The organism is Bacteroides caccae (assembly GCF_002222615.2).
Taxonomy (GTDB): domain Bacteria; phylum Bacteroidota; class Bacteroidia; order Bacteroidales; family Bacteroidaceae; genus Bacteroides; species Bacteroides caccae.
The window spans coordinates 4,428,245-4,453,808 of record NZ_CP022412.2 but is presented as its reverse complement, the minus strand read 5'-3'; the positions used below and the strand labels follow the sequence as shown (position 1 = coordinate 4,453,808).

General features: G+C 43.3%; 21 protein-coding genes and 1 tRNA gene. 18 read left to right on the top strand and 4 right to left on the bottom strand.

Going from position 1 to position 25,564, the window contains the following annotated elements:
- Positions 1–3: 3 nt before the first annotated feature.
- From ilvN to ilvC, 3 genes are all read left to right on the top strand, one after another.
- Complete coding sequence (gene ilvN / locus CGC64_RS18230; protein WP_005682742.1) at positions 4–567, top strand: acetolactate synthase small subunit; 564 nt, start codon at positions 4–6, stop codon at positions 565–567.
- Positions 567–1,310: an acyl-[acyl-carrier-protein] thioesterase gene (locus CGC64_RS18225; protein ID WP_005678859.1), complete on the top strand. Its 744-nt coding sequence runs from the start codon at positions 567–569 to the stop codon at positions 1,308–1,310. Before ilvN ends, CGC64_RS18225 begins: the two co-directional genes overlap by 1 nt.
- Before the next feature lie 65 nt (positions 1,311–1,375).
- Positions 1,376–2,419: a ketol-acid reductoisomerase gene (gene ilvC, locus CGC64_RS18220; RefSeq protein WP_005678860.1), complete on the top strand. Its 1,044-nt coding sequence runs from the start codon at positions 1,376–1,378 to the stop codon at positions 2,417–2,419.
- A 414-nt stretch (positions 2,420–2,833) separates the two neighbouring features.
- Here the strand turns inward: ilvC and CGC64_RS18215 are convergent, their stop codons facing one another.
- Positions 2,834–4,777 (bottom strand): AAA domain-containing protein, encoded by a 1,944-nt coding sequence (locus CGC64_RS18215; protein ID WP_005678861.1) that lies wholly within the window; start codon positions 4,775–4,777, stop codon positions 2,834–2,836.
- 66 nt (positions 4,778–4,843) lie between these two features.
- Here CGC64_RS18215 and CGC64_RS18210 point away from each other — a divergent pair, with 66 nt between their 5' ends.
- The 9 genes from CGC64_RS18210 to CGC64_RS18170 all read left to right on the top strand — a co-directional run bounded on the left by CGC64_RS18210 (position 4,844) and on the right by CGC64_RS18170 (position 18,116).
- Complete coding sequence (locus CGC64_RS18210) at positions 4,844–7,087, top strand: aconitate hydratase (RefSeq protein WP_005678862.1); 2,244 nt, start codon at positions 4,844–4,846, stop codon at positions 7,085–7,087.
- A 47-nt stretch (positions 7,088–7,134) separates the two neighbouring features.
- On the top strand, positions 7,135–8,325 hold the full coding sequence (gene icd / locus CGC64_RS18205) for an NADP-dependent isocitrate dehydrogenase (protein WP_005678863.1): 1,191 nt from the start codon (positions 7,135–7,137) through the stop codon (positions 8,323–8,325).
- 25 nt (positions 8,326–8,350) lie between these two features.
- Positions 8,351–9,694, top strand: coding sequence for a citrate/2-methylcitrate synthase (locus CGC64_RS18200; protein ID WP_005678864.1), 1,344 nt, complete (start codon positions 8,351–8,353; stop codon positions 9,692–9,694).
- A gap of 194 nt (positions 9,695–9,888) precedes the next feature.
- Positions 9,889–10,650 (top strand): DUF1295 domain-containing protein, encoded by a 762-nt coding sequence (locus CGC64_RS18195; protein ID WP_005678865.1) that lies wholly within the window; start codon positions 9,889–9,891, stop codon positions 10,648–10,650.
- A 32-nt stretch (positions 10,651–10,682) separates the two neighbouring features.
- Positions 10,683–11,906, top strand: coding sequence for an NADH:flavin oxidoreductase (locus CGC64_RS18190; RefSeq protein WP_005678866.1), 1,224 nt, complete (start codon positions 10,683–10,685; stop codon positions 11,904–11,906).
- Positions 11,903–12,754, top strand: coding sequence for an SDR family oxidoreductase (locus tag CGC64_RS18185; RefSeq protein ID WP_005678867.1), 852 nt, complete (start codon positions 11,903–11,905; stop codon positions 12,752–12,754). The genes CGC64_RS18190 and CGC64_RS18185 overlap by 4 nt, the downstream gene beginning before the upstream one ends.
- A 183-nt stretch (positions 12,755–12,937) precedes the next feature.
- The gene (locus CGC64_RS18180) at positions 12,938–15,352 is read left to right on the top strand and encodes a TonB-dependent receptor (RefSeq protein ID WP_089421599.1); all 2,415 of its coding nucleotides are present in this window, start codon (positions 12,938–12,940) and stop codon (positions 15,350–15,352) included.
- Positions 15,353–15,392: 40 nt separating this feature from the next.
- The gene (locus tag CGC64_RS18175) at positions 15,393–16,784 is read left to right on the top strand and encodes a DUF4374 domain-containing protein (RefSeq protein ID WP_005678869.1); all 1,392 of its coding nucleotides are present in this window, start codon (positions 15,393–15,395) and stop codon (positions 16,782–16,784) included.
- A gap of 99 nt (positions 16,785–16,883) precedes the next feature.
- On the top strand, positions 16,884–18,116 hold the full coding sequence (locus CGC64_RS18170) for a PepSY-associated TM helix domain-containing protein (protein WP_005678871.1): 1,233 nt from the start codon (positions 16,884–16,886) through the stop codon (positions 18,114–18,116).
- Between the two features lie 124 nt (positions 18,117–18,240).
- Here the strand turns inward: CGC64_RS18170 and pfkA are convergent, their stop codons facing one another.
- From pfkA to cmk, 3 genes are all read right to left on the bottom strand, one after another.
- On the bottom strand, positions 18,241–19,221 hold the full coding sequence (pfkA, locus tag CGC64_RS18165; RefSeq protein ID WP_005678872.1) for a 6-phosphofructokinase: 981 nt from the start codon (positions 19,219–19,221) through the stop codon (positions 18,241–18,243).
- A gap of 210 nt (positions 19,222–19,431) precedes the next feature.
- Complete coding sequence (locus tag CGC64_RS18160; protein ID WP_005678873.1) at positions 19,432–20,298, bottom strand: 4-hydroxy-3-methylbut-2-enyl diphosphate reductase; 867 nt, start codon at positions 20,296–20,298, stop codon at positions 19,432–19,434.
- 41 nt (positions 20,299–20,339) lie between these two features.
- A complete protein-coding gene (cmk, locus tag CGC64_RS18155; RefSeq protein ID WP_005678874.1) occupies positions 20,340–21,023 on the bottom strand; it encodes a (d)CMP kinase in 684 nt (227 codons plus the stop codon).
- 221 nt (positions 21,024–21,244) lie between these two features.
- On the opposite strand from cmk, the gene CGC64_RS18150 reads away from it, so the two are divergent.
- From CGC64_RS18150 to CGC64_RS18125, 6 genes are all read left to right on the top strand, one after another.
- Positions 21,245–21,928, top strand: a complete 684-nt coding sequence (locus CGC64_RS18150; RefSeq protein ID WP_005678875.1) for an energy transducer TonB — start codon at positions 21,245–21,247, stop codon at positions 21,926–21,928.
- 71 nt (positions 21,929–21,999) lie between these two features.
- A complete protein-coding gene (locus tag CGC64_RS18145; protein WP_005678876.1) occupies positions 22,000–22,974 on the top strand; it encodes a polyprenyl synthetase family protein in 975 nt (324 codons plus the stop codon).
- Between the two features lie 17 nt (positions 22,975–22,991).
- On the top strand, positions 22,992–23,708 hold the full coding sequence (locus CGC64_RS18140; RefSeq protein ID WP_005678877.1) for a hypothetical protein: 717 nt from the start codon (positions 22,992–22,994) through the stop codon (positions 23,706–23,708).
- The gene (locus tag CGC64_RS18135) at positions 23,702–24,478 is read left to right on the top strand and encodes a TatD family hydrolase (RefSeq protein ID WP_005678878.1); all 777 of its coding nucleotides are present in this window, start codon (positions 23,702–23,704) and stop codon (positions 24,476–24,478) included. The genes CGC64_RS18140 and CGC64_RS18135 overlap by 7 nt, the downstream gene beginning before the upstream one ends.
- 120 nt (positions 24,479–24,598) lie before the next feature.
- A tRNA-Ser gene (locus tag CGC64_RS18130) sits at positions 24,599–24,686 on the top strand.
- A gap of 75 nt (positions 24,687–24,761) precedes the next feature.
- Positions 24,762–25,562, top strand: coding sequence for a MotA/TolQ/ExbB proton channel family protein (locus tag CGC64_RS18125; RefSeq protein ID WP_005678882.1), 801 nt, complete (start codon positions 24,762–24,764; stop codon positions 25,560–25,562).
- Positions 25,563–25,564 lie beyond the last annotated feature (2 nt).

Below are 25,564 nucleotides of genomic sequence, written 5' to 3'. Positions count from 1 at the left end.
GTTATGAGTGATAAAATATTATATACAATCATTGTTCATTCTGAGAATATTGCCGGATTGCTGAATCAGGTGACGGCTGTATTTACCCGTCGGCAGATCAATATCGAAAGTTTGAATGTTTCTGCTTCATCTATCAAAGGTGTGCATAAATATACAATCACAGCTTGGACAGATAAGGACACTATTGAGAAGGTAGTGAAACAGATAGAGAAGAAAATCGACGTGATTCAGGCGCATTACTTCACGGAAGATGAAATATATTTCCATGAAATCGCATTATATAAGGTGTCTACTCCTGCTTTTCAGGAGAATCCGGAAGCGTCCAAGTTAATCCGTCGATACAATGCTCGTATAGTGGAAGTAAATCCGGTATTTTCCATTGTTGAGAAGAACGGGATGAGTGAAGATATAACCTCGCTTTACGGTGAACTCCGGGTATTGAATTGTGTTTTGCAGTTTGTTCGTTCGGGGCGTGTGGCGATTACCACCAGTTGTTTTGAACGGGTGAATGAGTTCCTCGACGGACGGGAGGCAAAATATAACGAAAGTAAAAACCTACAGGAATAATGAGTGAAGAAAATAAAATAGGAACTTATCAGTTTGTGGCGGAACCTTTCCATGTAGACTTTAACGGTCGCCTGACTATGGGGGTGTTGGGAAATCATCTACTGAATTGTGCAGGTTTTCATGCAAGTGACCGTGGCTTTGGTATTGCGACACTGAACGAAGATAACTACACATGGGTGCTCTCGCGCCTGGCTGTAGAATTAGACGAAATGCCTTATCAATACGAGAATTTCTCGGTTCAGACATGGGTGGAAAATGTCTATCGTCTGTTTACTGACCGTAATTTCGCTATTATTAATAAAGATGGGAAAAAGATCGGATACGCACGTTCTGTATGGGCAATGATTAGTCTCAATACCCGCAAACCGGCAGATTTGCTGACCTTACACGGAGGAAGTATCGTAGACTACGTATGTGACGAACCTTGCCCTATTGAAAAACCTTCGCGCATCAAAGTGACGAGCGACCGGCCGGTAGCTACCCTGACGGCAAAGTACAGTGACATTGACATTAACGGTCATGTAAATAGTATCCGCTATATCGAGCATATCCTTGATTTGTTTCCGATTGACTTGTACAAGACGAAACGAATCCGCCGCTTTGAAATGGCATACGTAGCCGAAAGTTATTTCGGTGATGAACTCTCTTTTTTCTGCGACGAGGCTAATTCAAACGAGTTTCATGTAGAAGTGAAGAAAAACGGTAGTGAAGTCGTTTGCCGTTCGAAAGTGATATTTGAATAACATAGAATATAAAATCAATTAATAACGGGTGGCGTAAGTCCCCAAAACTAAAAACAAAAAAGAAAATGGCACAGTTGAATTTTGGCGGTACTATTGAAAATGTAGTAATCCGTGACGAATTTCCTTTGGAAAAGGCTCGTGAAGTATTGAAAGATGAAACAATCGCTGTAATCGGTTATGGTGTACAAGGTCCCGGTCAGGCATTGAACCTGCGTGATAACGGTTTCAATGTTATCGTTGGTCAACGTCCGGGAAAAACATATGATAAAGCAGTAGCAGACGGCTGGGTTCCGGGCGAGACTTTGTTCGGCATTGAAGAAGCTTGCGAGAAAGGTACTATCGTAATGTGTCTGTTGTCTGACGCAGCAGTAATGTCTGTATGGCCTACTATCAAGCCTTATCTGACTGCAGGAAAAGCTCTTTATTTCTCTCATGGTTTTGCTATCACTTGGAACGATCGTACAGGTGTAGTTCCTCCTGCTGATATCGATGTAATCATGGTCGCACCTAAAGGATCAGGTACTTCATTGCGTACTATGTTTCTCGAAGGTCGTGGCCTGAACTCTTCTTACGCTATCTATCAGGATGCTACGGGCAAAGCTTATGAAAAGACAATCGCTTTGGGCATTGGTATCGGTTCTGGTTATCTGTTCGAAACAACTTTCCAACGAGAAGCTACTTCCGATTTGACAGGTGAACGTGGTTCGCTAATGGGTGCAATCCAAGGTTTGCTGTTGGCACAATACGAAGTATTGCGTGAAAACGGTCACACTCCTTCTGAAGCATTCAACGAAACAGTGGAAGAACTGACTCAGTCCTTGATGCCGTTGTTTGCAAAGAACGGTATGGACTGGATGTACGCTAATTGTTCTACTACTGCTCAACGTGGTGCCCTCGACTGGATGGGGCCCTTCCACGATGCTATCAAACCGGTAGTTGAAAAGTTGTATCACAGCGTTAAGACTGGTAACGAAGCACAGATTTCTATTGATTCCAACTCTAAACCGGATTATCGTGAGAAACTGGAAGTGGAACTGAAAGCATTGCGCGAAAGCGAGATGTGGCAGACTGCTGTAACAGTACGCAAACTTCGCCCTGAAAATAACTAATCAGATTGAATATATATGTCGTAAAAAGACGGGAAGAAACACTCTTTCCGTCTTTTTTTCAAAATATCCCCGTCTTTATAGAGAAATAATGCAAGTTTGTTGTTATCTTTGTGGCAACAAAATAAAACAAGTTGCAATAATGAAGAACTACTATAAAAATGAAATACCGGAATAAGAACGTAAAATATATATATTTCCTATATCCCAATATCTGTTTATAAGTGTTTGTTAGACCAACAGTTCTTTGCTGGTAAGAAAAAGCCGATTGATAGAATATCTCGAATTTTTAATTCCAAGACTTGAGTCTGATGTGGCGAAAGATAAAAAGGGTATATAAGACAGAAAACATTGTTTGTTTTGTTTGTGTTAAAAAAGTTCTTTCTCGTGAGAAAAGGGGCTTTGATAAAAAGAGGATTACTCATAATCCTCTTTTTTTATGAATGACATCAATCTCTTATAAAAAGGATGCTTGGTAAGTGTGACGGCATCTCCGAGAATGACCAGTTTCATACGGGCACGGGTGATAGCCACGTTCATCCTCCTCAGGTCGTTCAGAAATCCTATTTGTCCGTCCTCGTTTGCACGAACAAGGCTGATAAAGATAACATCCCGTTCTTGTCCTTGAAAGCCGTCTACTGTGTTGACCGTGATAAGGCTACGGAAAGGACGTAGAAAGCTGCTTACTTTAATTTTACTCCTTAGATATTGTACTTGTGCTTTATAAGGCGAAATCAATCCGAAATCAATCTTTTCGTCCAATATTCTTGCTTTTCCGATCCGGTTGATGTATGCCTCCAATTCCTGGAGAAGCAGGTTGGCTTCCTGTTTATTGATGCGTCCGAAACTCTCACCTACAAATTCCTCATGAAAATCCATTTCAGAGGTATCTATCCAGTTCATAGGCGTGTCGAAATCGAGAATGCTCCGGTAACGCACTTCCGGTGCAGCTTCCAATTCTCCGTGGTAAAACCATTCGGAAGGAAAACGCATGATTGATTCGTGCATTCGGTATTGCATTTTGAGCAGTGAGACAGCAGAAGGTTTCTTATGTACCACTTTCTCCATTAGTGTGTGATCCAGTCCGCTACGGGCGGCTTCGATACATTTGATAGTAGGAGGGAGTTGACAGTGGTCTCCGGCAAGAATCACTCGGTCAGCTTTGCGAATGGCAATCCAGCAGGCTGCTTCGAGTGCTTGGGCAGCTTCATCTATAAACAGGGTAGGGAAACGTCGGCCGTTGAGTAGGCGGTGGTTACTACTGACCAATGTTGAAGCAATTACACGGGCACTGTCGAAAAGGTCGGTGTTAATTTGTATTTCCAGTTCAGTAGCACGGTCACGGAGGCGGCTCATGCGGCTGCGCATACCCTCCCGTTCGGAATAACTACCTTTGCGCATCCGGCTGCCCGTTTCACGGATTGATTTTCGGATTCCCCAAAGCTCGGGATAGGCGGGATGGCTTTCGAAACGGCGCTCGTAAGTAAATGATAACATTTTATCATTTACTCGTGTAGGGTTGCCGATGCGGAGAACTGGTACGCCACGGTCTACCAGTTTTTCACTTATCCAGTCTACAGCAGTGTTGCTTTGAGCGCAGACAAGTACTTGCGGTTCCCGGTGCAGCGTTTCATAAATCGCTTCGACGAGCGTGGTTGTTTTTCCTGTTCCCGGAGGGCCGTGGACAATGGCGACATCACGCGTGCATAATACTTTGTTGACGGCTGTCTCCTGTGTACTGTTCAGCCATGGAAAACGGACAGGGTATAATTCACGGAATCCGGGATTTTGCGTTCCCAGCAAGATATCACGCAGTTCTGAGAGGCGGTTACCTTTGGCTCGGATTGCATCTTCTAATGCTTCGAACATTGTCCGGTAGGATGTTTCATCAAAATAAAGTTGTATACCTAATGAACTGTCCGCTTGTAACTCTATAACTGCCCCTGCACCAGGTAAAACCACTACCATTCTTTCTTCGTCTGCGTAACTGACGGTAGCAATAAAATTCATATATTTCACTTTTCCGTCGAAAGACTGGTGGAAAAAACAGACGGGGCGACCAAACTCGAAAGAGTGTTCTATCTCTTTATTTTCGGTCCGTGTAATATCTATTACAAGTTGATTCAGAGAATTGTAGTAGCTTCGACCGGGAGAGACGGGATACCAGCACAGACCGCGTTTCACTTTACGGGCAATACCCATTGTTTCGGTTTGTCGCTTGAATTCCTCTTTCTCGTATTCATACTCCATGCGTAGCAGGAGTTGCTGGTACTGAAGGTCGGAGACCGGGCTTTTCGAATTATTATTCATAATAGGTGCAAAGGTAACGAATCTTCTTTTTGGATAGAAAAAATATTTCATTTTGTTAAACAATCCTCGAACGCCGTTCGTTATTTTAATAGATAGACTAAAAAAACAAAAAGTAATATGGTATATGATATGACTATGCTAGAAGCATTCTACAGCGCCTATAAAGGGAAAGTAGAACATGTGCGGGGGATCTTGAAACGCCCCCTGACGTTAGCCGAGAAAATTCTGTATGCGCATCTTTATGATGCCGCCGATGTGAAAGACTACAAGAGAGGAGAAGACTACGTAAACTTTCGTCCTGACCGCGTGGCTATGCAGGATGCAACTGCCCAAATGGCTTTGCTCCAATTTATGAATGCGGGCAAGGAAAAGGTGGCTGTGCCTTCTACCGTACACTGTGACCACTTGATACAGGCTTATAAGGGCGCAAAAGAGGATATACTTACTGCGACTAAAACAAACGAAGAAGTGTATGATTTCCTCCGCGACGTATCCTCCCGTTATGGCATTGGTTTTTGGAAACCGGGAGCGGGTATCATTCACCAGGTAGTACTCGAGAACTATGCTTTTCCTGGCGGCATGATGGTAGGAACAGACTCACATACACCTAATGCCGGTGGTTTGGGTATGGTGGCTATCGGTGTAGGCGGTGCAGACGCCGTAGACGTAATGACAGGTATGGAGTGGGAATTGAAAATGCCGAAAATTATAGGTGTTCATTTGACCGGAAAACTAAGCGGCTGGACATCTCCGAAAGATGTTATTTTGAAGCTGGCAGGAATATTGACCGTAAAGGGAGGCACTAATGCAATCATTGAATATTTCGGTCCGGGAACCGAATCACTTTCCGCTACCGGAAAAGCTACTATCTGTAATATGGGAGCGGAAGTAGGAGCTACTACTTCACTTTTCCCTTTCGACGGGCGTATGGTGACTTATTTACGAGCTACCGGAAGAGATCGTATTGTCGATTTGGCAGAGTCTGTGGAAGCTGATCTCCGTGCCGACGAAGTTGTGACGGATGAACCTTTAAAATATTACGACCGTGTCATTGAAATCGACTTGTCCGAACTTGAACCTTATATTAATGGACCTTTCACGCCGGATGCGGCTACTCCTATCTCCGAGTTTGCGGAAAAAGTATTGTTGAACGGTTATCCTCGTAAAATGGAAGTCGGACTGATTGGTTCGTGTACTAACTCCTCTTATCAGGATTTGAGTCGTGCTGCTTCTTTGGCAAAACAGGTAGCGGAAAAGAATCTGAGTGTTGCTTCTCCGTTGATTGTAAATCCGGGCTCAGAACAGATTCGCGCTACCGCCGAAAGAGACGGAATGATTGAGACTTTTGAACAGATCGGTGCAACGATTATGGCAAATGCCTGTGGTCCTTGCATTGGTCAGTGGAAACGTCATACCGATGACCCGACACGGAAAAATTCAATCGTGACTTCCTTTAACCGTAACTTTGCCAAGCGTGCGGATGGTAATCCGAATACTTATGCCTTTGTTGCTTCTCCTGAATTGACAATGGCACTGACTATTGCCGGCGACCTCTGTTTCAACCCTTTGAAGGACAGATTAGTCAATCATGACGGTGAGAAAGTGAAACTATCCGAACCTGTGGGAAACGAACTCCCGATGAGAGGATTTACGCCGGGTAATGTCGGATATATCGCGCCGGGTGGAGCTAAAACGGAAATCAAGGTGAAGTCGGACTCACAGCGCCTGCAACTTTTAACACCTTTTCCCGCTTGGGACGGGACTGATTTGCTTAATATGCCTCTGTTGATAAAAGCCCAAGGTAAATGTACAACCGACCATATTTCTATGGCGGGACCATGGCTCCGTTTCCGTGGTCATTTGGAAAATATCTCGGATAATATGTTAATGGGAGCTGTCAATGTCTTCAATGGCGAAACGAACAAGGTCTGGAACCGTTCTACAAATACTTATGGAACAGTCTCCGGAACGGCAAAGATGTATAAGTCCGAAGGGATTTCTTCTATTGTAGTCGCTGAAGAAAACTATGGAGAAGGTTCCAGTCGTGAACACGCAGCAATGGAGCCGCGCTTTCTGAATGTCCGTGTGATCCTAGCCAAGAGTTTCGCCCGTATTCACGAAACGAATCTGAAGAAGCAAGGAATGCTTGCCATTACTTTTGTTGACAAGGCGGATTATGATAAAATTCAGGAACACGATATGCTTTCCGTCACTGGTTTGGTAGACTTTATGCCGGGACATAATCTGACAGTCGTTCTTCACCACGAAGACGGAACAAAAGAAAGTTTTGAAGTGCAACATACATACAACGAACAACAGATAGGCTGGTTCCGTGCTGGTTCCGCCTTGAATGCGAGATAAAATTGAAGTAAATCTTTTTAAAACTGTTATTTATAAAGAAAAAAGAAATGAGCAAAATAACCATACAAAAAGATAGTACGCTATTAGTGCCTGATGTGCCTACCGTACCTTACATTACAGGAGACGGGGTAGGGGCTGAGGTGACTCCTTCCATGCAGATTATAGTAGATGCAGCCGTTCGGAAAGCTTATGGGGGTAAACGTCATATTGAATGGCTGGAAGTGCTGGCTGGAGAACGTGCTTTCAATGAAACAGGTTCGTGGCTTCCGGAAGAAACGATGCAGGCATTTCAGGAATATCTGGTAGGAATCAAAGGTCCGTTGACTACACCTGTTGGCGGTGGAATCCGTTCGTTGAATGTTGCTTTGCGACAGACACTTGATTTATATGTCTGCCTTCGTCCTGTTCGTTGGTATCAGGGAGTACAGTCTCCGGTGAAAGCTCCCGAGAAGGTGAATATGTGTGTGTTTCGTGAGAATACGGAAGATATTTATGCAGGTATTGAGTGGGAAGCAGGTACTCCGGAGGCAAAGAAGTTTTATAAGTTTTTGAAAGATGAAATGGGTGTGACGAAAGTCCGTTTTCCCGAAACGTCTTCTTTCGGTGTGAAACCTGTTTCACGCGAAGGTACGGAACGTCTTGTGCGTGCTGCATGTCAATATGCGCTCGATCATCATCTGCCTTCTGTGACATTGGTACATAAGGGAAACATTATGAAATATACTGAAGGAGGATTTAAAAAGTGGGGTTATGAGTTGGCGCAACGTGAGTTTGGTGACGCTTTGGCGGACGGCAGGCTAGTGATAAAGGACTGCATTGCCGACGCATTTTTGCAAAATACACTGCTCATTCCCGAAGAATATTCGGTAATAGCCACTTTGAACCTGAACGGAGATTATGTTTCTGACCAGTTGGCTGCAATGGTAGGTGGCATAGGCATTGCTCCGGGAGCAAATATCAATTATAAAACCGGCCATGCTATCTTTGAGGCAACGCATGGGACTGCTCCTAACATTGCAGGTAAAAACGTTGTGAATCCTTGTTCGATCATTCTTTCGGCAGTGATGATGCTCGGATATTTCGGTTGGACGGAAGCTGCCGCTCTTATCGAAAAAGCTCTTGAAAATAGTTTTCTGGAAGCCCGTGCCACTCATGATCTTGCCCGTTTTATGCCGAATGGAACCTCTCTCTCAACCACAGATTTCACCCGTGAAATAGTGGAAAGAATCGAAAAATAAGAATAATGATTAAAAACATACGAATATGAAGAAAGAGTACCTGATTTACAAGCTGTCCGAAGAAATGAAGGAAGCTACCCGGATTGACACAGCATTGTTCCCCAAGTTCGACGTGAAACGCGGGCTACGTAATGAAGATGGCACAGGTGTACTGGTAGGTCTGACCAGAATTGGTAATGTAGTAGGCTACGAACGTATTCCGGGCGGCGGACTGAAACCGATTCCTGGCAAACTGTTCTATCGCGGTTATGATGTGGAAGATATTTCTCATGCAATCATCAAAGAGAAACGTTTCGGTTTTGAGGAAGTGGCGTACCTGTTACTTTCCGGTCGTCTGCCGGACAAGGAGGAACTAGCTTCATTCTGCGAACTGATTAATGATAATATGGCACTGGAGCAGAAAACGAAGATGAATATCATCGAGTTGGAAGGTAATAACATTATGAATATCCTTGCACGCAGCGTACTCGAAATGTATCGCTTCGATCCGGATGCGGACGACACTTCCCGTGATAACCTGATGCGTCAAAGTATCGACCTTATTTCAAAATTCCCTACCATTATTGCTTATGCTTATAATATGCTGCGTCATGCTACTTTCGGACGTTCGCTGCATATCCGACATCCGCAGGAGAAACTCTCTATCGCTGAAAACTTCCTGTATATGCTGAAAAAAGACTATACCGAACTGGATGCACGTACTCTTGACCTGCTTCTGATTCTTCAGGCAGAACACGGTGGTGGTAATAACTCGACTTTTACTGTCCGTGTCACTTCTTCTACCGGAACAGATACTTACTCGGCCATTGCCGCAGGTATCGGTTCTCTGAAAGGCCCGCTTCACGGAGGTGCAAATATTCAGGTTGCTGATATGTTCCATCATTTGCAGGAGAACATCAAGGACTGGACAAATGTTGATGAGATTGACACCTACTTTACTCGTATGCTGAATAAAGAGGTTTATAATAAGACCGGATTGATTTATGGTATTGGTCATGCCGTTTACACGATTTCCGACCCGCGTGCACTTTTACTAAAAGAATTGGCACGTGATCTGGCACGTGAAAAAGGCAAGGAACGTGAGTTTGCCTTCCTCGAACTTTTGGAAGAACGGGCGATCGCGACTTTCGGACGCATCAAGAATAACGGCAAGACAGTATCGAGCAACATTGACTTCTATTCGGGCTTTGTGTATGAAATGATCGGATTGCCGCAGGAAATCTTCACTCCTTTGTTTGCAATGGCACGTATCGTAGGCTGGTGTGCCCACCGCAATGAAGAATTGAACTTCGAAGGCAAACGTATTATCCGTCCGGCTTATAAGAACGTGCTTGATGATCTGGCTTATATCCCAATAAAGAAACGCTGACAGGAAACAATCCTTTTATTGAATAGATAAGTGTAGTCCCCAGGTGTATATTCCGATCATTTCCGGAGGTATGCCTGGGGATAAGTGTTTTTTAGAGAAAACTTTCTGTGTGTCATCGAGTTTTTATTTAAGGAGTTTTGCGTTGCAATTTTCCTCTTTTTTGTTACTTTTGCACATTGTAAAAGAATATCTGTATGACTATGAATGCATTTAATCTGTTTTTGGGCATAATGAGCCTGATCGCTCTGATTGTTTTTATTGCCCTTTACTTTGTGAAAGCCGGATATGGTATTTTTCGTACTGCTTCGTGGGGTGTGGCTATTTCCAATAAGTTAGCTTGGATATTAATGGAGGCCCCTGTATTTTTAGTTATGTGTTGGATGTGGGTGCATTCGGAACGCCGTTTTGATCCCGTCATACTGATGTTCTTCATATTCTTCCAGATTCATTATTTCCAGCGTGCATTCGTTTTTCCTCTATTGCTGACCGGAAAGAGTAAAATGCCGTTAGCTATTATGTCAATGGGCATTCTTTTTAATTTGTTGAACGGATATATGCAAGGACAATGGATATTTCATCTTGCGCCTGAAGGAATGTACGGCATTGATTGGTTTATGTCACCATGGTTTATTCTCGGAACTCTGCTTTTTTTTACTGGTATGCTGGTGAACTGGCACTCGGATTATATCATCCGGCATTTGCGAAAGCCGGGAGATACCCGCCACTATCTGCCTCAAAAAGGGATGTACCGCTACGTTACTTCCGCCAATTACTTCGGCGAAATAGTAGAGTGGGCAGGCTGGGCGATACTCACTTGTTCACTTTCCGGACTTGTGTTTCTTTGGTGGACGATCGCTAACCTTGTCCCGCGTGCCAACGCAATCTGGCACCGTTACCGCGAGGAATTCGGTGATGAGGTGGGAAATAGGAAACGTGTATTCCCTTTTCTGTATTAAGGCTATCTTTTGACAAAATATATCATACTACTATGAAATCAAAGTTATTTACCCCGGTCACTTTTGGACCTTTGACACTTCGCAACCGGACCATTCGTTCGGCAGCTTTTGAAAGTATGTGTCCGGGAAACGCCCCTTCACAAATGTTGTTGGATTATCACCGTTCGGTAGCCGCAGGCGGGGTTGGCATGACGACGGTTGCTTATGCTGCCGTGACACAAAGCGGGCTTTCTTTTGACCGCCAATTATGGTTACGATCTTCCATAATTCCCGGTTTACGCGAAGTGACCGACGCCATACACGATGAGGGTGCCGCAGCAGGTATACAAATCGGTCATTGCGGTAATATGTCCCACAAGAACATTTGTGGAGTAACTCCTATCTCTGCTTCTTCCGGTTTCAATCTTTACTCTCCGACCTTTGTGCGCGGAATGAGGAAAGAAGAACTTCCTGAAATGGCGCGTGCTTATGGAAAGGCTGTCAATCTGGCTAGAGAAGCTGGTTTCGATGCTGTTGAGGTTCACGCCGGACATGGATATCTGATTAGCCAGTTCCTTTCCCCTTACACGAATCACCGGAAGGATGAATACGGAGGTTCGTTGGAAAACCGGATGCGTTTTATGGATATAGTGATGAAAGAAGTGATGAAAGCTGCCGGTAGCGATATGGCGGTTCTTGTGAAAATGAATATGCGCGACGGTTTCAAAGGTGGAATGGAGTCGGAGGAAACGATACAAGTAGCCCGACGCCTGCTCGAACTGGGTGCTCACGGGCTGGTATTGAGCGGTGGTTTCGTCAGTCGTGCGCCGATGTATGTGATGCGAGGGGCGATGCCTATCCGTTCTATGGCTTATTATATGAATTGCTGGTGGCTGAAATATGGCGTCCGGATGTTCGGAAAATGGATGATTCCGACTGTTCCTTTCAAAGAGGCATATTTTCTCGAAGATGCGCTGAAGTTCCGTGAGGCCCTTCCGGGTGCTCCGTTAATTTATGTAGGCGGCCTTGTTTCTCGTGAGAAAATTGATGAAGTGCTGGATGCCGGCTTTGATGCTGTTCAAATGGCACGTGCCCTGCTGAATGAACCGGGATTTGTGAACCGTATGGCACGTGAAGACCGTGCACGTTGTAATTGCGGGCATAGCAATTATTGCATTGGCCGTATGTACACGAACGAAATGGCTTGTCATAAACATTTGAATGAAGAACTGCCTCCTTGTCTGCAAAAGGAGATTGAAAAATTGGAAAAACAATGAATGAAGTGAAATGGGCGATCATTACCGGAGCTGACGGAGGCATGGGAACGGAGATAACCCGTGCCGTGGCCACAGCCGGCTATCATGTCATAATGGCTTGTTATAACCCGCAAAAAGCGGAAAACGTGTGCCAACGTTTAATGAAAGAAACCGGAAATCCGAATTTGGAAGTACTCGCTATTGATCTGTCTTCGATGCACTCCGTAGCCTCTTTTACTGATCGGATTTTGGAACGTAAACTTTCCATTTCCTTGTTGATGAATAATGCCGGGACAATGGAAACCGGATTTTCTATTACGAACGATGGATTTGAACGGACGGTCAGTGTAAATTATGTTGGTCCTTACCTGCTGACTCGTAAATTAGTTCCGACTATGGCATCCGGAGCACGTATTGTAAATATGGTTTCGTGTACGTATGCAATCGGCCGTCTTGATTTTCCTGATTTCTTTCACAGGGGGAAAACGGGAAACTTTTGGAGAATACCTGTTTATAGTAACACAAAATTGGCTTTGTTATTATTTACTTTCGAACTATCCGAGCAACTTCGGGAGAAAGGAATCACCGTCAATGCTGCCGATCCGGGAATTGTCTCTACTGATATCATCACGATGCATAAGTGGTTCGACCCTCTGACAGATATATTCTTCCGTCCTTTTATTCGTAAGCCGAAGAAAGGAGCTTCTACGGCAATTGGTCTGTTGCTGGACAAAAAAGAAGCCGGTGTGACAGGGCAACTCTATGTCAATAATCACCGGAAAAGCTTATCCGATAAGTATGTGAACCATGTACAGAAAGAGCAGTTGTGGGAAATAACGGAGCGTTTGCTGGCGCAATGGTTGGAGTAGGATTTTTTTCTCTTTTTATTTAATTTATCTAGTAATTACTTATATATAGGTATTGTGTATATCTATATGTTTAGTTTTTGTTGTCTAATTTTTACCAATAGATAGGGATTGTTTTGCGCTCCTGTTTCTACTTATCTTTGCATCGCTTTTAAAGTAAATGAATAGGTATAAAGTAAAAAGGAGATGATTAATAAATGTTTTTTGGTTTTTCTAGTATTCTTATTTTCTGTATCAGCATATTCACAGCACGAGCGTCATTATACTAGTATGATTTCGGGCAGAGTGATATCTACAGAAAAGGAGGTCGTAGATTTTGCGACGGTCTATCTGAAAGGAACGAACTATGGCAGTTATACGGACGAAAAGGGAATTTATCACTTGAAAACTGTGGAAGGTGAATATATACTTGTCGTTTCGGCTGTAGGTTATCAAACAGTAGAAAAGAAGGTTAAATTAGCTAAAGGAGAAAGGATAAAGGTCAATGTCACCATTGCACCGAAAGTGAAAGAGTTGGGAGAGGTCGTAGTAACAACTTCCGGAGTTGGCCGGGTAAATAAGTCAGCCTTTAATGCGGTAGCCGTTGACGCGAAGAAGTTGCATAACAGTACACAGACCTTAGCCGGCGCACTGACTAAGGTGCCGGGGGTAAAACTCCGTGAGTCAGGCGGAGTAGGATCGGATATGCAGTTGTATATTGACGGTTTTTGCGGGCGGCATGTGAAAATCTTTATTGACGGAATACCGCAAGAAGGGGCCGGTGCTGCATTCGATTTGAATAATGTTCCTATTAATTATGCAGATCGCATAGAGGTGTACAAAGGTGTGGTTCCCGTAGGATTCGGTACGGATGCTATCGGGGGAGTGATTAATATTGTCACTAACAAACAACCCGGGAAGTGGTTTCTGGATGCTTCTTATTCTTACGGTTCATTTAACACTCATAAGTCATACGTACGTTTCGGACAAATATTCAAGAATGGTTTTATGTATGAAGTGAACGCTTTTCAGAATTTTTCGGATAATGATTATTATGTAGATACGTATGTACGTGACTTTGAAATCAGAGAAGATGGAAGTGTGCGTTTTCCGCCACTCGACAAAAGTAAGATTTACCATCTGAAACGTTTCAATGACCAATACCATAATGAAGCTGTGATTGGAAAAATCGGTGTGGTTGGAAAAAAATGGGCGGACAGATTGGCTCTGAGCTTCAATTATTCCTATTTCTATAAAGAGATACAAACTGGTGTTTATCAAGATGTCGTGTTCGGTGAAAAATTCCGCAAAGGACATTCATTGGCCCCTTCGTTGGAATACTACAAAAAGAACTTATTCGTGAAGAATTTGGATTTACTGCTGACTGCCAATTATAACCATAACCTCACTAATAATGTCGATACCGCTTCACGGGCTTACAACTGGCGTGGTGAGTTTTACGAAAGGGGCAGCCGGGGAGAACAGTCTTATCAGAATAGTGAATCTAAAAACAAGAACTGGAATGGAACGCTGAGGATGAATTATCATATCGGAGAGGCGCATACGTTTACTTTTAGCCATGTGGTAAGTGATTTTGAACGTACAAGCCGCTCTATCATAGGTGCTTCTTCCAAATTTACGGATTTTAGTATTCCTAAAATTACGCGTAAGAATGTCAGCGGTCTTTCTTATCGCCTGATGCCGTCGGACAAATGGAATATTTCGGCATTTGCCAAGCATTACCGGCAATACAACAAAGGTCCGGTGTCACAGAGTACGGATGGCATAGGTAATTATATAAATTTATCCAATACGGTAAGTGCTTTCGGATACGGTGCTGCGGGTACATATTTTTTATGGAAAGATTTTCAGGTAAAACTTTCTTATGAAAAGGCTTTTCGGCTTCCTACGACAGACGAACTGTTTGGTGATGAAGACTTGGAAGCCGGTAAAGTAAATCTGAAGCCGGAGAAAAGTGATAATCTGAATCTGAGTTTCAGCTATAATTATCAGTTTGGCAAACACGGGGTGTATGCCGAGGCCGGCTTGATATATCGGGATACGAAAGATTACATAAAAAGAGGATTGGATGTATTGGGGGGAACAAGTTACGGATACTATGAGAATCATGGGCATGTGAGGACTAAAGGATATAATTTATCGCTGCTTTATAGCTTCTCGCACTGGTTCGATGTAGGCGGTACATTTAATTGTATTGATACCCGTGACTATGAAAAGTACCTGGCAGGCACCTCTTTGCAGGAAAGTATGCATTACAAGGTGCGTATGCCGAATCTCCCTTATCGTTACGCCAATATAAATGCTAATTTCCATTGGAATGACCTGTTTATTAAGGGAAATGTACTGACGATAGGCTATGATAGCTACTGGCAACACGATTTCCCTCTTTATTGGGAGAATATCGGCGATAAAGATTCAAAAAACATGGTGCCGGAACAGTTTTCTCATAATTTATCCTTGTCCTATACAATGAAGAACGGACGCTATAACGTATCATTTGAATGTCAGAATTTCACGGATGCGCAACTGTTTGACAATTTCAGCCTACAAAAGGCTGGACGTGCATTTTATGGAAAGTTCAGAGTGTTTTTCGGTAGATAATAAGATTAAGTTTTTAGTATAAATCAATAATAAAGAATATATGAAGAAGAAGTTTTTGCAGTGTGTGTTTGCGGCGGCCTTTTGTTTGAGTGGTGGTGTGTTTGTTGCATCTTGCGATGATGTTGATAATCCGGTGGATAACCCTTCGACTGACGGAGAAACAGCCTATGTAGTGGCTGCTACAGTTGGTGAAGCAAGTTATTTGGTGGCAGTTAGTTCTCTTGATGAAGGAACAGTATCAACAAAAGGAAAAGGTACCGAAGTGATTGGCGGTACGTATTGGGTATATAAAGGGTTGGATTATGTATTTGCTTTAGTTTATAATAAAGGTGGTGCCGGTACGGGAGCTTCTTATTATTTGGGAGCAGATGGTAAAATGAAAGAAAAATATACATATACCTTTAATCGTATCACATCGTATGGAACATGGGGAGACAAGGTGGTGACTGTTTCTACCGGAGACTCAAGTCAGAAAGACGATGAGCAGAATGTAGCTCAGGCTTTGTTGTTTAATTATCTGGACGCAACTGACGGTTCGCAAGAAGAAGGCACATTGATCGCCGAAAATTTCTTGGGTAATGGTGAAAAAGTTACTTGGGCAGGATTGGTAGAAGCTAATAATAAAATTTATACTTCTGTCATTCCGATGGGTATGAGTAAGTACGGTATTAAGGCATGGCCGGACAAAGTAACCGACCAAGAACTTATCACTAAAGCTGAGGGCGGTAGTGGTAGTGGTGCTTATACGGCTGGCGTAATTCCTTCCACACAATATCCGGACAATGCTTATGTAGCAATTTATAGTGGTACTAACTTCAACGGGACACCCGTGATTGCTACGACTGATAAAATCGGTTATGCATGTGGTCGTATGCGTTCACAATATTATCAGACCATTTGGGCCGCTGATAATGGCGATGTGTATGTGTTCTCTCCCGGATATGGGCGTACGGCAGTTTCATCTTCTGATTTGAAGAAAGTGACAGGAAAGAAACCCTCAGGCGTAATGCGTATCAAAGCGGGTGCAACGGATTTCGATCCGGATTACTATGTGAACTTTGAAGAGATAGGCACTAAACATCCTATTTTCCGTTGCTGGCACATCTCTGAAGATTACTTCCTGCTTCAATTGTATAAAAAAGGAGCGGATGATATGATTCATGGCGGTACAAGTGCGGATGTCAGCGAGCTGGCTATTTTTAAGGCAGAAGATAGGACGATTATTCCTGTTACGGGTTTGCCTGCTGAAGGAAAGTTTGGCGGCGAGCCTTATGGAGAAAATGGCTATGCTTATATGGCTGTTACTGTGACTACTGGTGAACACCCTGCTTTCTATAAAATTGATACCAAAACGGGTAAGGCTGTGAAAGGTTTGACGGTAGAGGCTGACGCTATCACTACAGTAGGTAAGATGAAATATCCTTCAAAGTAACAAATACCTGTTAAATAGAAAATAGTTCTTTTTAGATGAAAGCCTGCCGAGCGGAAAGCTTTGCAGGCTTTTTCAAGAAATAGTAGTAATAAATAGATTATGAAAAAAATATTTGAAAAGATACATTTGTGGCTTTCTGTCCCTTTCGGATTGATAATCACCCTTATTTGTTTTTCCGGTGCTATGTTGGTATTCGAGGATGAGGTGAATGAGTTGTTCCGCCACGAACTTTATTATGTGGAAACAGTGGGAGAAGTCCCACTCCCTATCGAACAGTTGCTTGAAAAGGTGACAGCTACATTGCCCGACAGTGTTTCTGTGACTAGTGTCAGCATTTCTTCCGATTCCGAGCGTGCTTATCAGGTTAACCTTTCCAAACCACGTCGTGCGTCATTATATGTAGACCAATATACGGGTGAAGTAAAAGGGAAAAGTGAGCGTAGCGGCTTTTTTATGTTTATGTTTCGGATGCACCGTTGGTTGCTGGATAATATGAATCCGGGTAATGAAGGGATCTTTTGGGGAAAGATGATTGTGGGTGTCAGCACGCTATTATTCGTTTTTGTGCTGATTTCAGGAATTGCTATCTGGTGGCCACGTACACGTAAAACACTGAAGAACAGTCTGAAAATATCAACAAAAAAAGGTTGGAAGAGGTTCTGGTATGATCTGCATGTAGCGGGAGGAATGTATTCCTTAATCTTTCTTTTAGCTATGTCGTTGACGGGGCTGACATGGTCTTTCCCGTGGTATCGGGCCGCTTTCTATAAAGTGTTCGGTGTGGAAGTGCAACAACGGGCTGCTTATGGGCAGGAGCGGAAAGGTGATTCTCAAAAGGGAGATACCAAGCTGGCTTTGCGTGAAGGAAGAAAAGAAGGGAATAAGGAACATTCGGAAAACGGTCACAATTATATACACTCTGTCACTTCACCTTTCGTCTATTGGCAAGAAGTTTACGATAAGCTAAGCCGCCAGAATCCGGAATATAAACAAATCAGTGTTGCTTCCGGTACGGCGAGCGTCTCTTTCAACCGTTTCGGAAATCAGCGTGCAGCTGACCGTTATTCTTTCAACACTGATAATGGTGAATTTACAGAAACAAATCTTTATCAACATCAGGATAAATCAGGAAAAATTCGTGGTTGGATTTACTCTGTACATGTTGGCAACTGGGGAGGAATGTTGACTCGGATTCTTACCTTTATTGCTGCTTTGATTGGTGCCTCATTGCCGTTGACCGGTTATTATTTATGGGTAAAAAAACTTATGAATAAGAGAAAACGTGAGAAAGCTATTTCTTTATCTTCCGTTGAGGCGAGAAAAATAGCATAAAGTGGCCATACGAAAAGTCTGGATATTGAATGATAAAAAAGAGCGGTGGATGAATTGGAGAAACCAATTGTCCACCGCTCTCTATCTTATACTAATATAAAAAAGAATTCTTAAGAAGAATGAGTTAGATAGAAAGCTCTTTCAATACATTGACAAGATCTCTCTTAATAGGCTTGTCGTTCTTGATAGCCTTGCTGAACGGCACGTAAACGATTTCATCATGTTCAATTCCGATCATAACGTTGCGCTGGTCCTCCATGATTGCGTCGATCGCTGCCGCACCCAGACGGCTTGCCAGAATACGGTCATGAGCCGTAGGGCTACCACCACGCTGCAAGTGTCCCAAGATAGTTACGCGCACATCGTATTGCGGATATTCATTCTTTACACGTTCAGCATAATGCATGGCACCTCCGGTCAGTTCACTTTCGGCCACTAATACGATACTGCTGTTCTTTGATTTGCGGAATCCGTTCTTGATAAATTCTTCCAGTTGGTCGACTTCCGTACTGAATTCCGGAATAATGGCAGCTTCTGCTCCTGAAGCAATTGCTCCGTTCAAGGCGAGGAAACCTGCATCACGTCCCATGACTTCGACGAAGAACAGGCGCTCATGTGAAGTGGCTGTGTCGCGAATTTTGTCCACTGCATCCAGAATCGTATTCAATGCGGTATCATATCCGATGGTCGTATCTGTACCGTAGAGGTCGTTGTCAATAGTTCCCGGAAGTCCGATACACGGAACATCAAATTCCTGTGCAAAGATACGGGCACCTGTCAGCGAACCGTCACCACCGATGATAACCAAGGCATCGATGCCCTCTCTTTTCATATTATCGTAAGCCAACTGACGGCCTTCCGGAGTAGTAAACTCCTTACAACGAGCTGTTTTCAGAATCGTTCCACCCAGTTGGATGATATTACTTACATTCTGACTTTTGAACTCTTTGATTTCGCCTGTTACCAGACCTTTGTATCCTCTGTATATACCTTTAACTTGTAATCCATTATAAATAGCTGCTCGTGTCACTGCGCGGATAGCTGCGTTCATCCCCGGAGCATCACCTCCGGAAGTCAAAATACCGATACACTTAACTGTTCCCATAACTTAAATATTTGTTTGACGTGGCAAATGTACAATAAAAAGTTGAAAGCGATGTTCCGGAAGTTCTTTTTCATGTGAAGAAAACATTAAAAATACTCAAATTGGTCTTTCTTACTTTCTTTTTATTCTTTTGTGGCAAGAAAACTGTAAGAATATTGACACATTGTCGCTCTCTAAAATCTTCTTCTTCGGATTGCTTCTGATTAAAAACTAAGATATTAATGCTTGAATGTGTTTGTATATTTTCTCCATTAACCATTTGGGAGTAGAAGTTGCTCCACATACCCCGATAGATGTTACATTTTGAATGAGCGAAGGATCAATCTCCTCCTCATTATCTATCAGATGAGAGTTGGGGTTTACCTTCAAACATTCTTCAAACAGCATTTTTCCGTTCGAACTTTTCTTGCCACTGACGAAAAATATCAAATCGTGCGACGCTGCAAACTCCCGTAGCTTGGGCATACGGTTGGCAACCTGGCGACAGATCGTGTCATAATATTCAAAAGTGGTTTCCGGCGAAATGTTCTGTTTGATGTATTCTACAATTTCCTGAAACTCATCCAATGACTTCGTGGTCTGGGAAAAAAGCCGGATACTCTTACTCAAATCCAGTTTTTTCGCTTCTTCCGCTTTTTCGATGACGATCGCTTTTCCGTCCGTCTGTCCTACCAGCCCCAACACTTCGGCATGACCCGTTTTGCCGTATATGACGATTTGTTTCTCCGGATGTTCGTTTTCCAGAAATTCCTGTTTGATTCGTTTCTGTAATCTGAGCACTACCGGGCAAGTTGCATCAATAATTTCTATATTGTTTTCGCGGGCAATAATGTAAGTCTCCGGCGGTTCCCCATGTGCGCGAAGCAACACCTTGGCATTCCGTAACTTCTTGAATTCCTCGCGGTTAATAGTGATTAGTCCCATTGTTTTCAGCCTGTCTACCTCCCGGCTGTTGTGTACGATATCTCCAAGGCAATAGAGCGTTTCACCCTTTGCCAGTTCCTCCTCTGCTTTGTGAATGGCCGTCACCACACCGAAACAGAATCCGGAACCTTCGTCTATTTCTACTTTAATCATAAAATTTGATTTGAGAGTGATAAGGGGATTCCTACTGAAAACTAGTTGGTAACTTTATTAAATTGATCAAACAGCCATTCTTTCTGTTGTGCAATGGTCAGATCCGTATTATCCAGCAGCAAGGCGTCATCCGCTTTGCGTAACGGACTGACATCACGGTGCTGGTCGATGTAATCCCGTTGTTTCACATTCTCCAGAATTTCGTCGAAACTGGCTTCCTGTCCTTTCGCTTTCAGTTCGTCATAGCGGCGCCGGGCACGGATTTCCGGCGTAGCTGTCACGAATATTTTCAGTTCGGCATTTGGGAAAACTGTTGTTCCGATATCGCGTCCGTCCATTACAATTCCTTTTTTAGCTCCCATAGACTGCTGTTGGGCTACCATTTCTTTGCGTACAAAGTCGAGTGCACTGATCGGACTGACCTTGGAAGACACGCTCATCGAGCGTATCTTATCTTCCACATTAACATCGTTGAGATAGGTTTCGGGGCGTCCTTCCTTGTTCAGTCGGAAAGAGATATGAATATTCCCGATTTCTTTTTTCAGTTTCTCCGTATCGATGATGTCGCCGTCGAAAATACCATTCTCTATGCTGTATAAGGTAACCGCGCGATACATGGCCCCGCTGTCAATGTAAATATACCCCACTTCACGCGCTAAATCCTTTGCCATAGTACTTTTCCCGCAAGAGGAAAAGCCGTCAATTGCTATTGTTATCTTTTTCATATTCAGTTCATCTGATTTGTCCGCCAAAGATACGTTTATTTTGAAAATCAGCCATGCGTTTCCCCTATAAAAGCAGTGGAATAAGTCTGAAAGAATTAAAAAAGTTAAAAAGTCGGATAAAAAGAGGAGGAGAGAAGAAGGGTTATCTGAAAATGTACTATATTTGCCCAGAGACACATAGATAGACACTTTTTTTATTAATCATTATATTAATTATTTTTATGGAAGTTAAAAAATCACCCAAAGCCGACCTGGAAGGCAGAAAGTCTACATGGTTGCTCGTTGGTTACGTGGTAGTATTAGCTTTCATGTTCGTGGCGTTCGAATGGACCCAGCGTGACGTGAAGATTGATACAAGCCAGGCAGTAGCTGACCTTGTGTTTGAAGAGGAAATCATTCCTATTACCGAAACTCCTGAACAACAGGCTCCACCACCACCTGAAGCTCCGAAAGTGGCTGAATTGCTGGAGATCGTCGACGATAAAGCCGAAATTGATGAAACAACAACCATTATCAATGAAGATAATGCTGCTCCGGTAGAAGTAAAATATGTACCGGTACAGGTTGTTGAAGAAGAGCCGGAAGAACAGACTATCTTTGAAGTTGTAGAGAACATGCCGGACTTCCCTGGCGGACAAGCAGCTTTGATGCAGTATTTGGCTAAGAACATCAAATATCCTACTATCGCACAGGAAAACGGAACTCAAGGACGTGTAATCGTACAGTTCGTTGTCAACAGAGACGGTAGTATCGTAGATGCGAAAGTGGTACGTAGCGTTGACCCGTATCTGGATAAAGAAGCTCTCCGCGTGATTAACACCATGCCGAAATGGAAACCTGGTATGCAGCGTGGAAAACCGGTACGTGTTAAATTTACGGTTCCTGTAATGTTCAGATTGCAGTAATTTGTATACACTATAAATTAAGAGGCTGCTTTCGGCAGCCTCTTTTTATTCATTAATCTTTCTAATTCATCATGTTTACAGCTTCTCAACTACTCGATAAGATAAATAATTATATTTCTGAAATTCAGTTTACCCGGGAACCGAAAGGACTTTATGAACCGATTGAATACATCCTTTCACTGGGAGGGAAGCGGATACGACCAGTATTAATGTTGATGGCATATAACTTGTATCGGGAGGATGTTGCTTCTATATATGACCCTGCCGCTGCCATTGAAGTATATCATAATCACACTTTGTTACATGATGATTTAATGGACCGCTCAGATATGCGCCGGGGAAAACCGACCGTGCATAAAGTATGGAATGATAATACCGCTATTCTGTCGGGAGACGCCATGCTTATTCTGGCATTCCGCCTGATGACGGCTGCTCCGTCGGAGCACTTGAAGGAGGTCATGGAATTATTCGGTCTGACTACATTGGAGATTTGTGAGGGGCAACAGCTGGATATGGAATTTGAGTCTCGTGATAACGTCACGGAAGACGAATATATCGAAATGATACGTCTCAAAACGGCTGTGTTGCTTGCCGGCAGTTTGAAGATTGGTGCAATTCTGGCAGGAGCGACTGCCGAAGATGCTGAAAATCTATATAATTTTGGTATGCAGATAGGAGTTGCATTCCAGTTGCAGGATGATTTGCTTGATGTCTATGGTGACCCGGAAGTGTTCGGGAAGAAAATAGGCGGAGATATTCTTTGCAACAAAAAGACGTATATGTTGATAAAAGCTTTGAACCGCGCGGACGAAAAGCAACGGGAAGAATTGGACCGTTGGCTGAATGCGGACGATTGTCAGCCTGCCGAAAAAATAGAAGCGGTGACCGGACTGTATAATCAGTTGAATATACGTAATGTTTGCGAAAATAAAATGCGTGAATACTACACAAGTGCTATGGAAAGTCTGGCAGCAGTTGCCGTAGCCGAGGAACGGAAAAAAGAATTAAAGAACCTGGTGAAGCTGTTGATGTACCGTGAAATGTAGCTAAGTTCTTGAATAATATGCCATATAGAAGACTACCAAATACAGACCAAGCCAGAGTTCGGGCGCTGAAAGCAGCGGTCGAAAAGGGCGATTTGTATAGTGTCCGTGATTTGGCTATTTCATTGAAAACATTGTTCGAAGCACGCAATTTCCTGCAAAGGTTTGAAGCGGCGCAGATTTACTATACACAGTGTTATGACAATCAGGCGAAGGCCAGCCGCAAACATCAGGCTAATGTAAAAACGGCCCGTCTGTATATTTCCCACTTTATTCAGGTACTCAACCTGGCTGTACTGCGGGATGAAATTAAAACATCGCATAAAAATATGTACGGGTTGCCCGAAGCGAATGTAGTGCCCGACCTCTTGAGCGAAGCCGCTTTGGTGGAGTGGGGAAAGAAAATAATCGAAGGCGAACAGCAACGGACTGCCCAAGGTGGCATACCCATTTACAATCCGACCATTGCGCGCGTGAAAGTGCATTACGACATCTTCCTTGACAGCTATGAACGGCAGAAAAACCTTCAGGCACTAACCAATCGCAGCTTGGAAGAACTCGCTTCCATGCGTGGTCGTGCCGACGAATTAATTCTGGACATCTGGAATCAGGTGGAAACTAAATATCAGGACGTCACTCCGAATGAAGTCCGACTGGATAAATGCCGTGATTACGGATTGATCTATTATTACCGTTCCAGCGAAAAAGTAAAAGAAGAAAACGAACTGACATGCTGATAGATACCCATTCTCATCTTTTTTTAGAAGAATTTTCCGAAGATTTGCCACAGGTAATGGAACGTGCACGGAAAGCAGGCGTTTCCCATATTTTCATGCCCAATATTGACAGTATGACAATCGAACCAATGTTGTCTGTCTGCGCCGATTATCCGGACCTTTGTTATCCGATGATCGGTCTGCATCCGACTTCGGTCAACGAGACGTATGAGCGGGAACTGGCAATTGTACGTGAACGTCTGTCGGCCCCGAACAACTTCGTGGCAATCGGCGAAATAGGACTGGACCTTTATTGGGATAAAACCTTCCTGAACGAGCAACTGTTTGTCCTTGAAAAGCAGATCGAGTGGGCGCTTGAATACAATTTTCCTATTGTTATTCATTCCAGGGAGGCGTTCGATTATATATATAAGGTAATGAAAACCTATAAAAACACCCCATTGACCGGTATTTTTCATAGTTTCACCGGGACGCCCGATGAGGCGGCGAAGTTGTTGGAGTTTGAAGGGTTTATGCTGGGTATTAACGGAGTGGTCACTTTTAAAAAGTCAACTTTGCCGGACACTTTGTGGACAGTTCCCTTGGAGCGTATTGTGCTCGAAACCGATTCCCCCTATCTGACTCCCGTCCCAAATCGCGGAAAAAGGAATGAGAGCGCCAATGTGCGGGACACCTTTCTGAAAATAGCTGAGATTTATCAGATGAATCCGGAGTACGTTGCACAAGTCACTACCGAAAACGCGCTAAAAGTGTTTGTAATCCGCAAATAAGCTCCGAAAGGTTTTAAATTATATTAATTTGCAGTATTTATTCAAGATAAAAAACGGATAATGCTTTATGAAAAGAAAAAAAAGGATACATTTGTAGCTGAAAATGCGGGAAACCCATTGGGAGAGATGCTCGAGTGGTTGAAGAGGCACGCCTGGAAAGCGTGTATACGCCAAAAGTGTATCCGGGGTTCGAATCCCCGTCTCTCCGCGTAATGAAAAGAGAAATGTGAAGTAAATACAATAAATAATAATCAATTAATTAATCTTAAAAATTAGACACACAATGAAAAAGTTATTTGCAATTGTTGCTGTGATTGGGGCCTTTACATTTGGCTCAATTCAACTTGCTCAGGCTCAAGACGCTCCTGCAGCAGAACAAACTGAACAACAAGCTGCTCCTGCTGCTGAAGCTACTACAGCTGCCGCTCCTGCTGCAGAAGAAGGTGGTATTCACAAGGAAATCAAAGTTAAATTCATCGAAGGTACTGCATCTTTCATGAGTTTGGTAGCAATCGCTTTGGTGATTGGTTTGGCATTCTGTATCGAACGTATCATCTATTTGAGCTTGGCTGAAATCAACACAAAGAAATTCATGGCATCTATCGAAGCTGCTTTGGAAAAAGGAGATGTTGAAGCTGCTAAAGACATTGCCCGTAACACTAGAGGTCCTGTTGCTTCTATCTACTACCAAGGTCTGATGAGAATCGATCAAGGTATCGATGTAGTTGAGAAGTCAGTTGTATCTTACGGTGGCGTACAGGCTGGTTACCTTGAAAAAGGATGTTCTTGGATCACACTGTTTATCGCAATGGCTCCGTCACTCGGATTCTTGGGTACTGTAATCGGTATGGTGCAGGCATTTGATAAAATCCAGCAGGTAGGTGATATCTCTCCGACGGTTGTAGCAGGTGGTATGAAAGTCGCTTTGATCACAACTATCTTCGGTTTGATCGTTGCTTTGATTCTTCAGGTATTCTACAACTACGTACTTTCTAAGATTGAAGCTCTTACAAGCGAAATGGAAGATTCTTCTATCTCTTTGCTTGACATGGTAATCAAATATGATCTGAAATACAAAAAATAATT

Bases quoted from the DNA above. Each gene is read 5' to 3' on its own strand.
- ilvN (WP_005682742.1), top strand. From the start codon at position 4: ATGAGTGATAAAATATTATATACAATCATTGTTCATTCTGAGAATATT.
- CGC64_RS18225 (WP_005678859.1), top strand. From the start codon at position 567: ATGAGTGAAGAAAATAAAATAGGAACTTATCAGTTTGTGGCGGAACCT.
- ilvC (WP_005678860.1), top strand. From the start codon at position 1,376: ATGGCACAGTTGAATTTTGGCGGTACTATTGAAAATGTAGTAATCCGT.
- CGC64_RS18215 (WP_005678861.1), bottom strand. From the start codon at position 4,777: ATGAAATATTTTTTCTATCCAAAAAGAAGATTCGTTACCTTTGCACCT.
- CGC64_RS18210 (WP_005678862.1), top strand. From the start codon at position 4,844: ATGGTATATGATATGACTATGCTAGAAGCATTCTACAGCGCCTATAAA.
- icd (WP_005678863.1), top strand. From the start codon at position 7,135: ATGAGCAAAATAACCATACAAAAAGATAGTACGCTATTAGTGCCTGAT.
- CGC64_RS18200 (WP_005678864.1), top strand. From the start codon at position 8,351: ATGAAGAAAGAGTACCTGATTTACAAGCTGTCCGAAGAAATGAAGGAA.
- CGC64_RS18195 (WP_005678865.1), top strand. From the start codon at position 9,889: ATGACTATGAATGCATTTAATCTGTTTTTGGGCATAATGAGCCTGATC.
- CGC64_RS18190 (WP_005678866.1), top strand. From the start codon at position 10,683: ATGAAATCAAAGTTATTTACCCCGGTCACTTTTGGACCTTTGACACTT.
- CGC64_RS18185 (WP_005678867.1), top strand. From the start codon at position 11,903: ATGAATGAAGTGAAATGGGCGATCATTACCGGAGCTGACGGAGGCATG.
- CGC64_RS18180 (WP_089421599.1), top strand. From the start codon at position 12,938: ATGATTAATAAATGTTTTTTGGTTTTTCTAGTATTCTTATTTTCTGTA.
- CGC64_RS18175 (WP_005678869.1), top strand. From the start codon at position 15,393: ATGAAGAAGAAGTTTTTGCAGTGTGTGTTTGCGGCGGCCTTTTGTTTG.
- CGC64_RS18170 (WP_005678871.1), top strand. From the start codon at position 16,884: ATGAAAAAAATATTTGAAAAGATACATTTGTGGCTTTCTGTCCCTTTC.
- pfkA (WP_005678872.1), bottom strand. From the start codon at position 19,221: ATGGGAACAGTTAAGTGTATCGGTATTTTGACTTCCGGAGGTGATGCT.
- CGC64_RS18160 (WP_005678873.1), bottom strand. From the start codon at position 20,298: ATGATTAAAGTAGAAATAGACGAAGGTTCCGGATTCTGTTTCGGTGTG.
- cmk (WP_005678874.1), bottom strand. From the start codon at position 21,023: ATGAAAAAGATAACAATAGCAATTGACGGCTTTTCCTCTTGCGGGAAA.
- CGC64_RS18150 (WP_005678875.1), top strand. From the start codon at position 21,245: ATGGAAGTTAAAAAATCACCCAAAGCCGACCTGGAAGGCAGAAAGTCT.
- CGC64_RS18145 (WP_005678876.1), top strand. From the start codon at position 22,000: ATGTTTACAGCTTCTCAACTACTCGATAAGATAAATAATTATATTTCT.
- CGC64_RS18140 (WP_005678877.1), top strand. From the start codon at position 22,992: ATGCCATATAGAAGACTACCAAATACAGACCAAGCCAGAGTTCGGGCG.
- CGC64_RS18135 (WP_005678878.1), top strand. From the start codon at position 23,702: ATGCTGATAGATACCCATTCTCATCTTTTTTTAGAAGAATTTTCCGAA.
- CGC64_RS18125 (WP_005678882.1), top strand. From the start codon at position 24,762: ATGAAAAAGTTATTTGCAATTGTTGCTGTGATTGGGGCCTTTACATTT.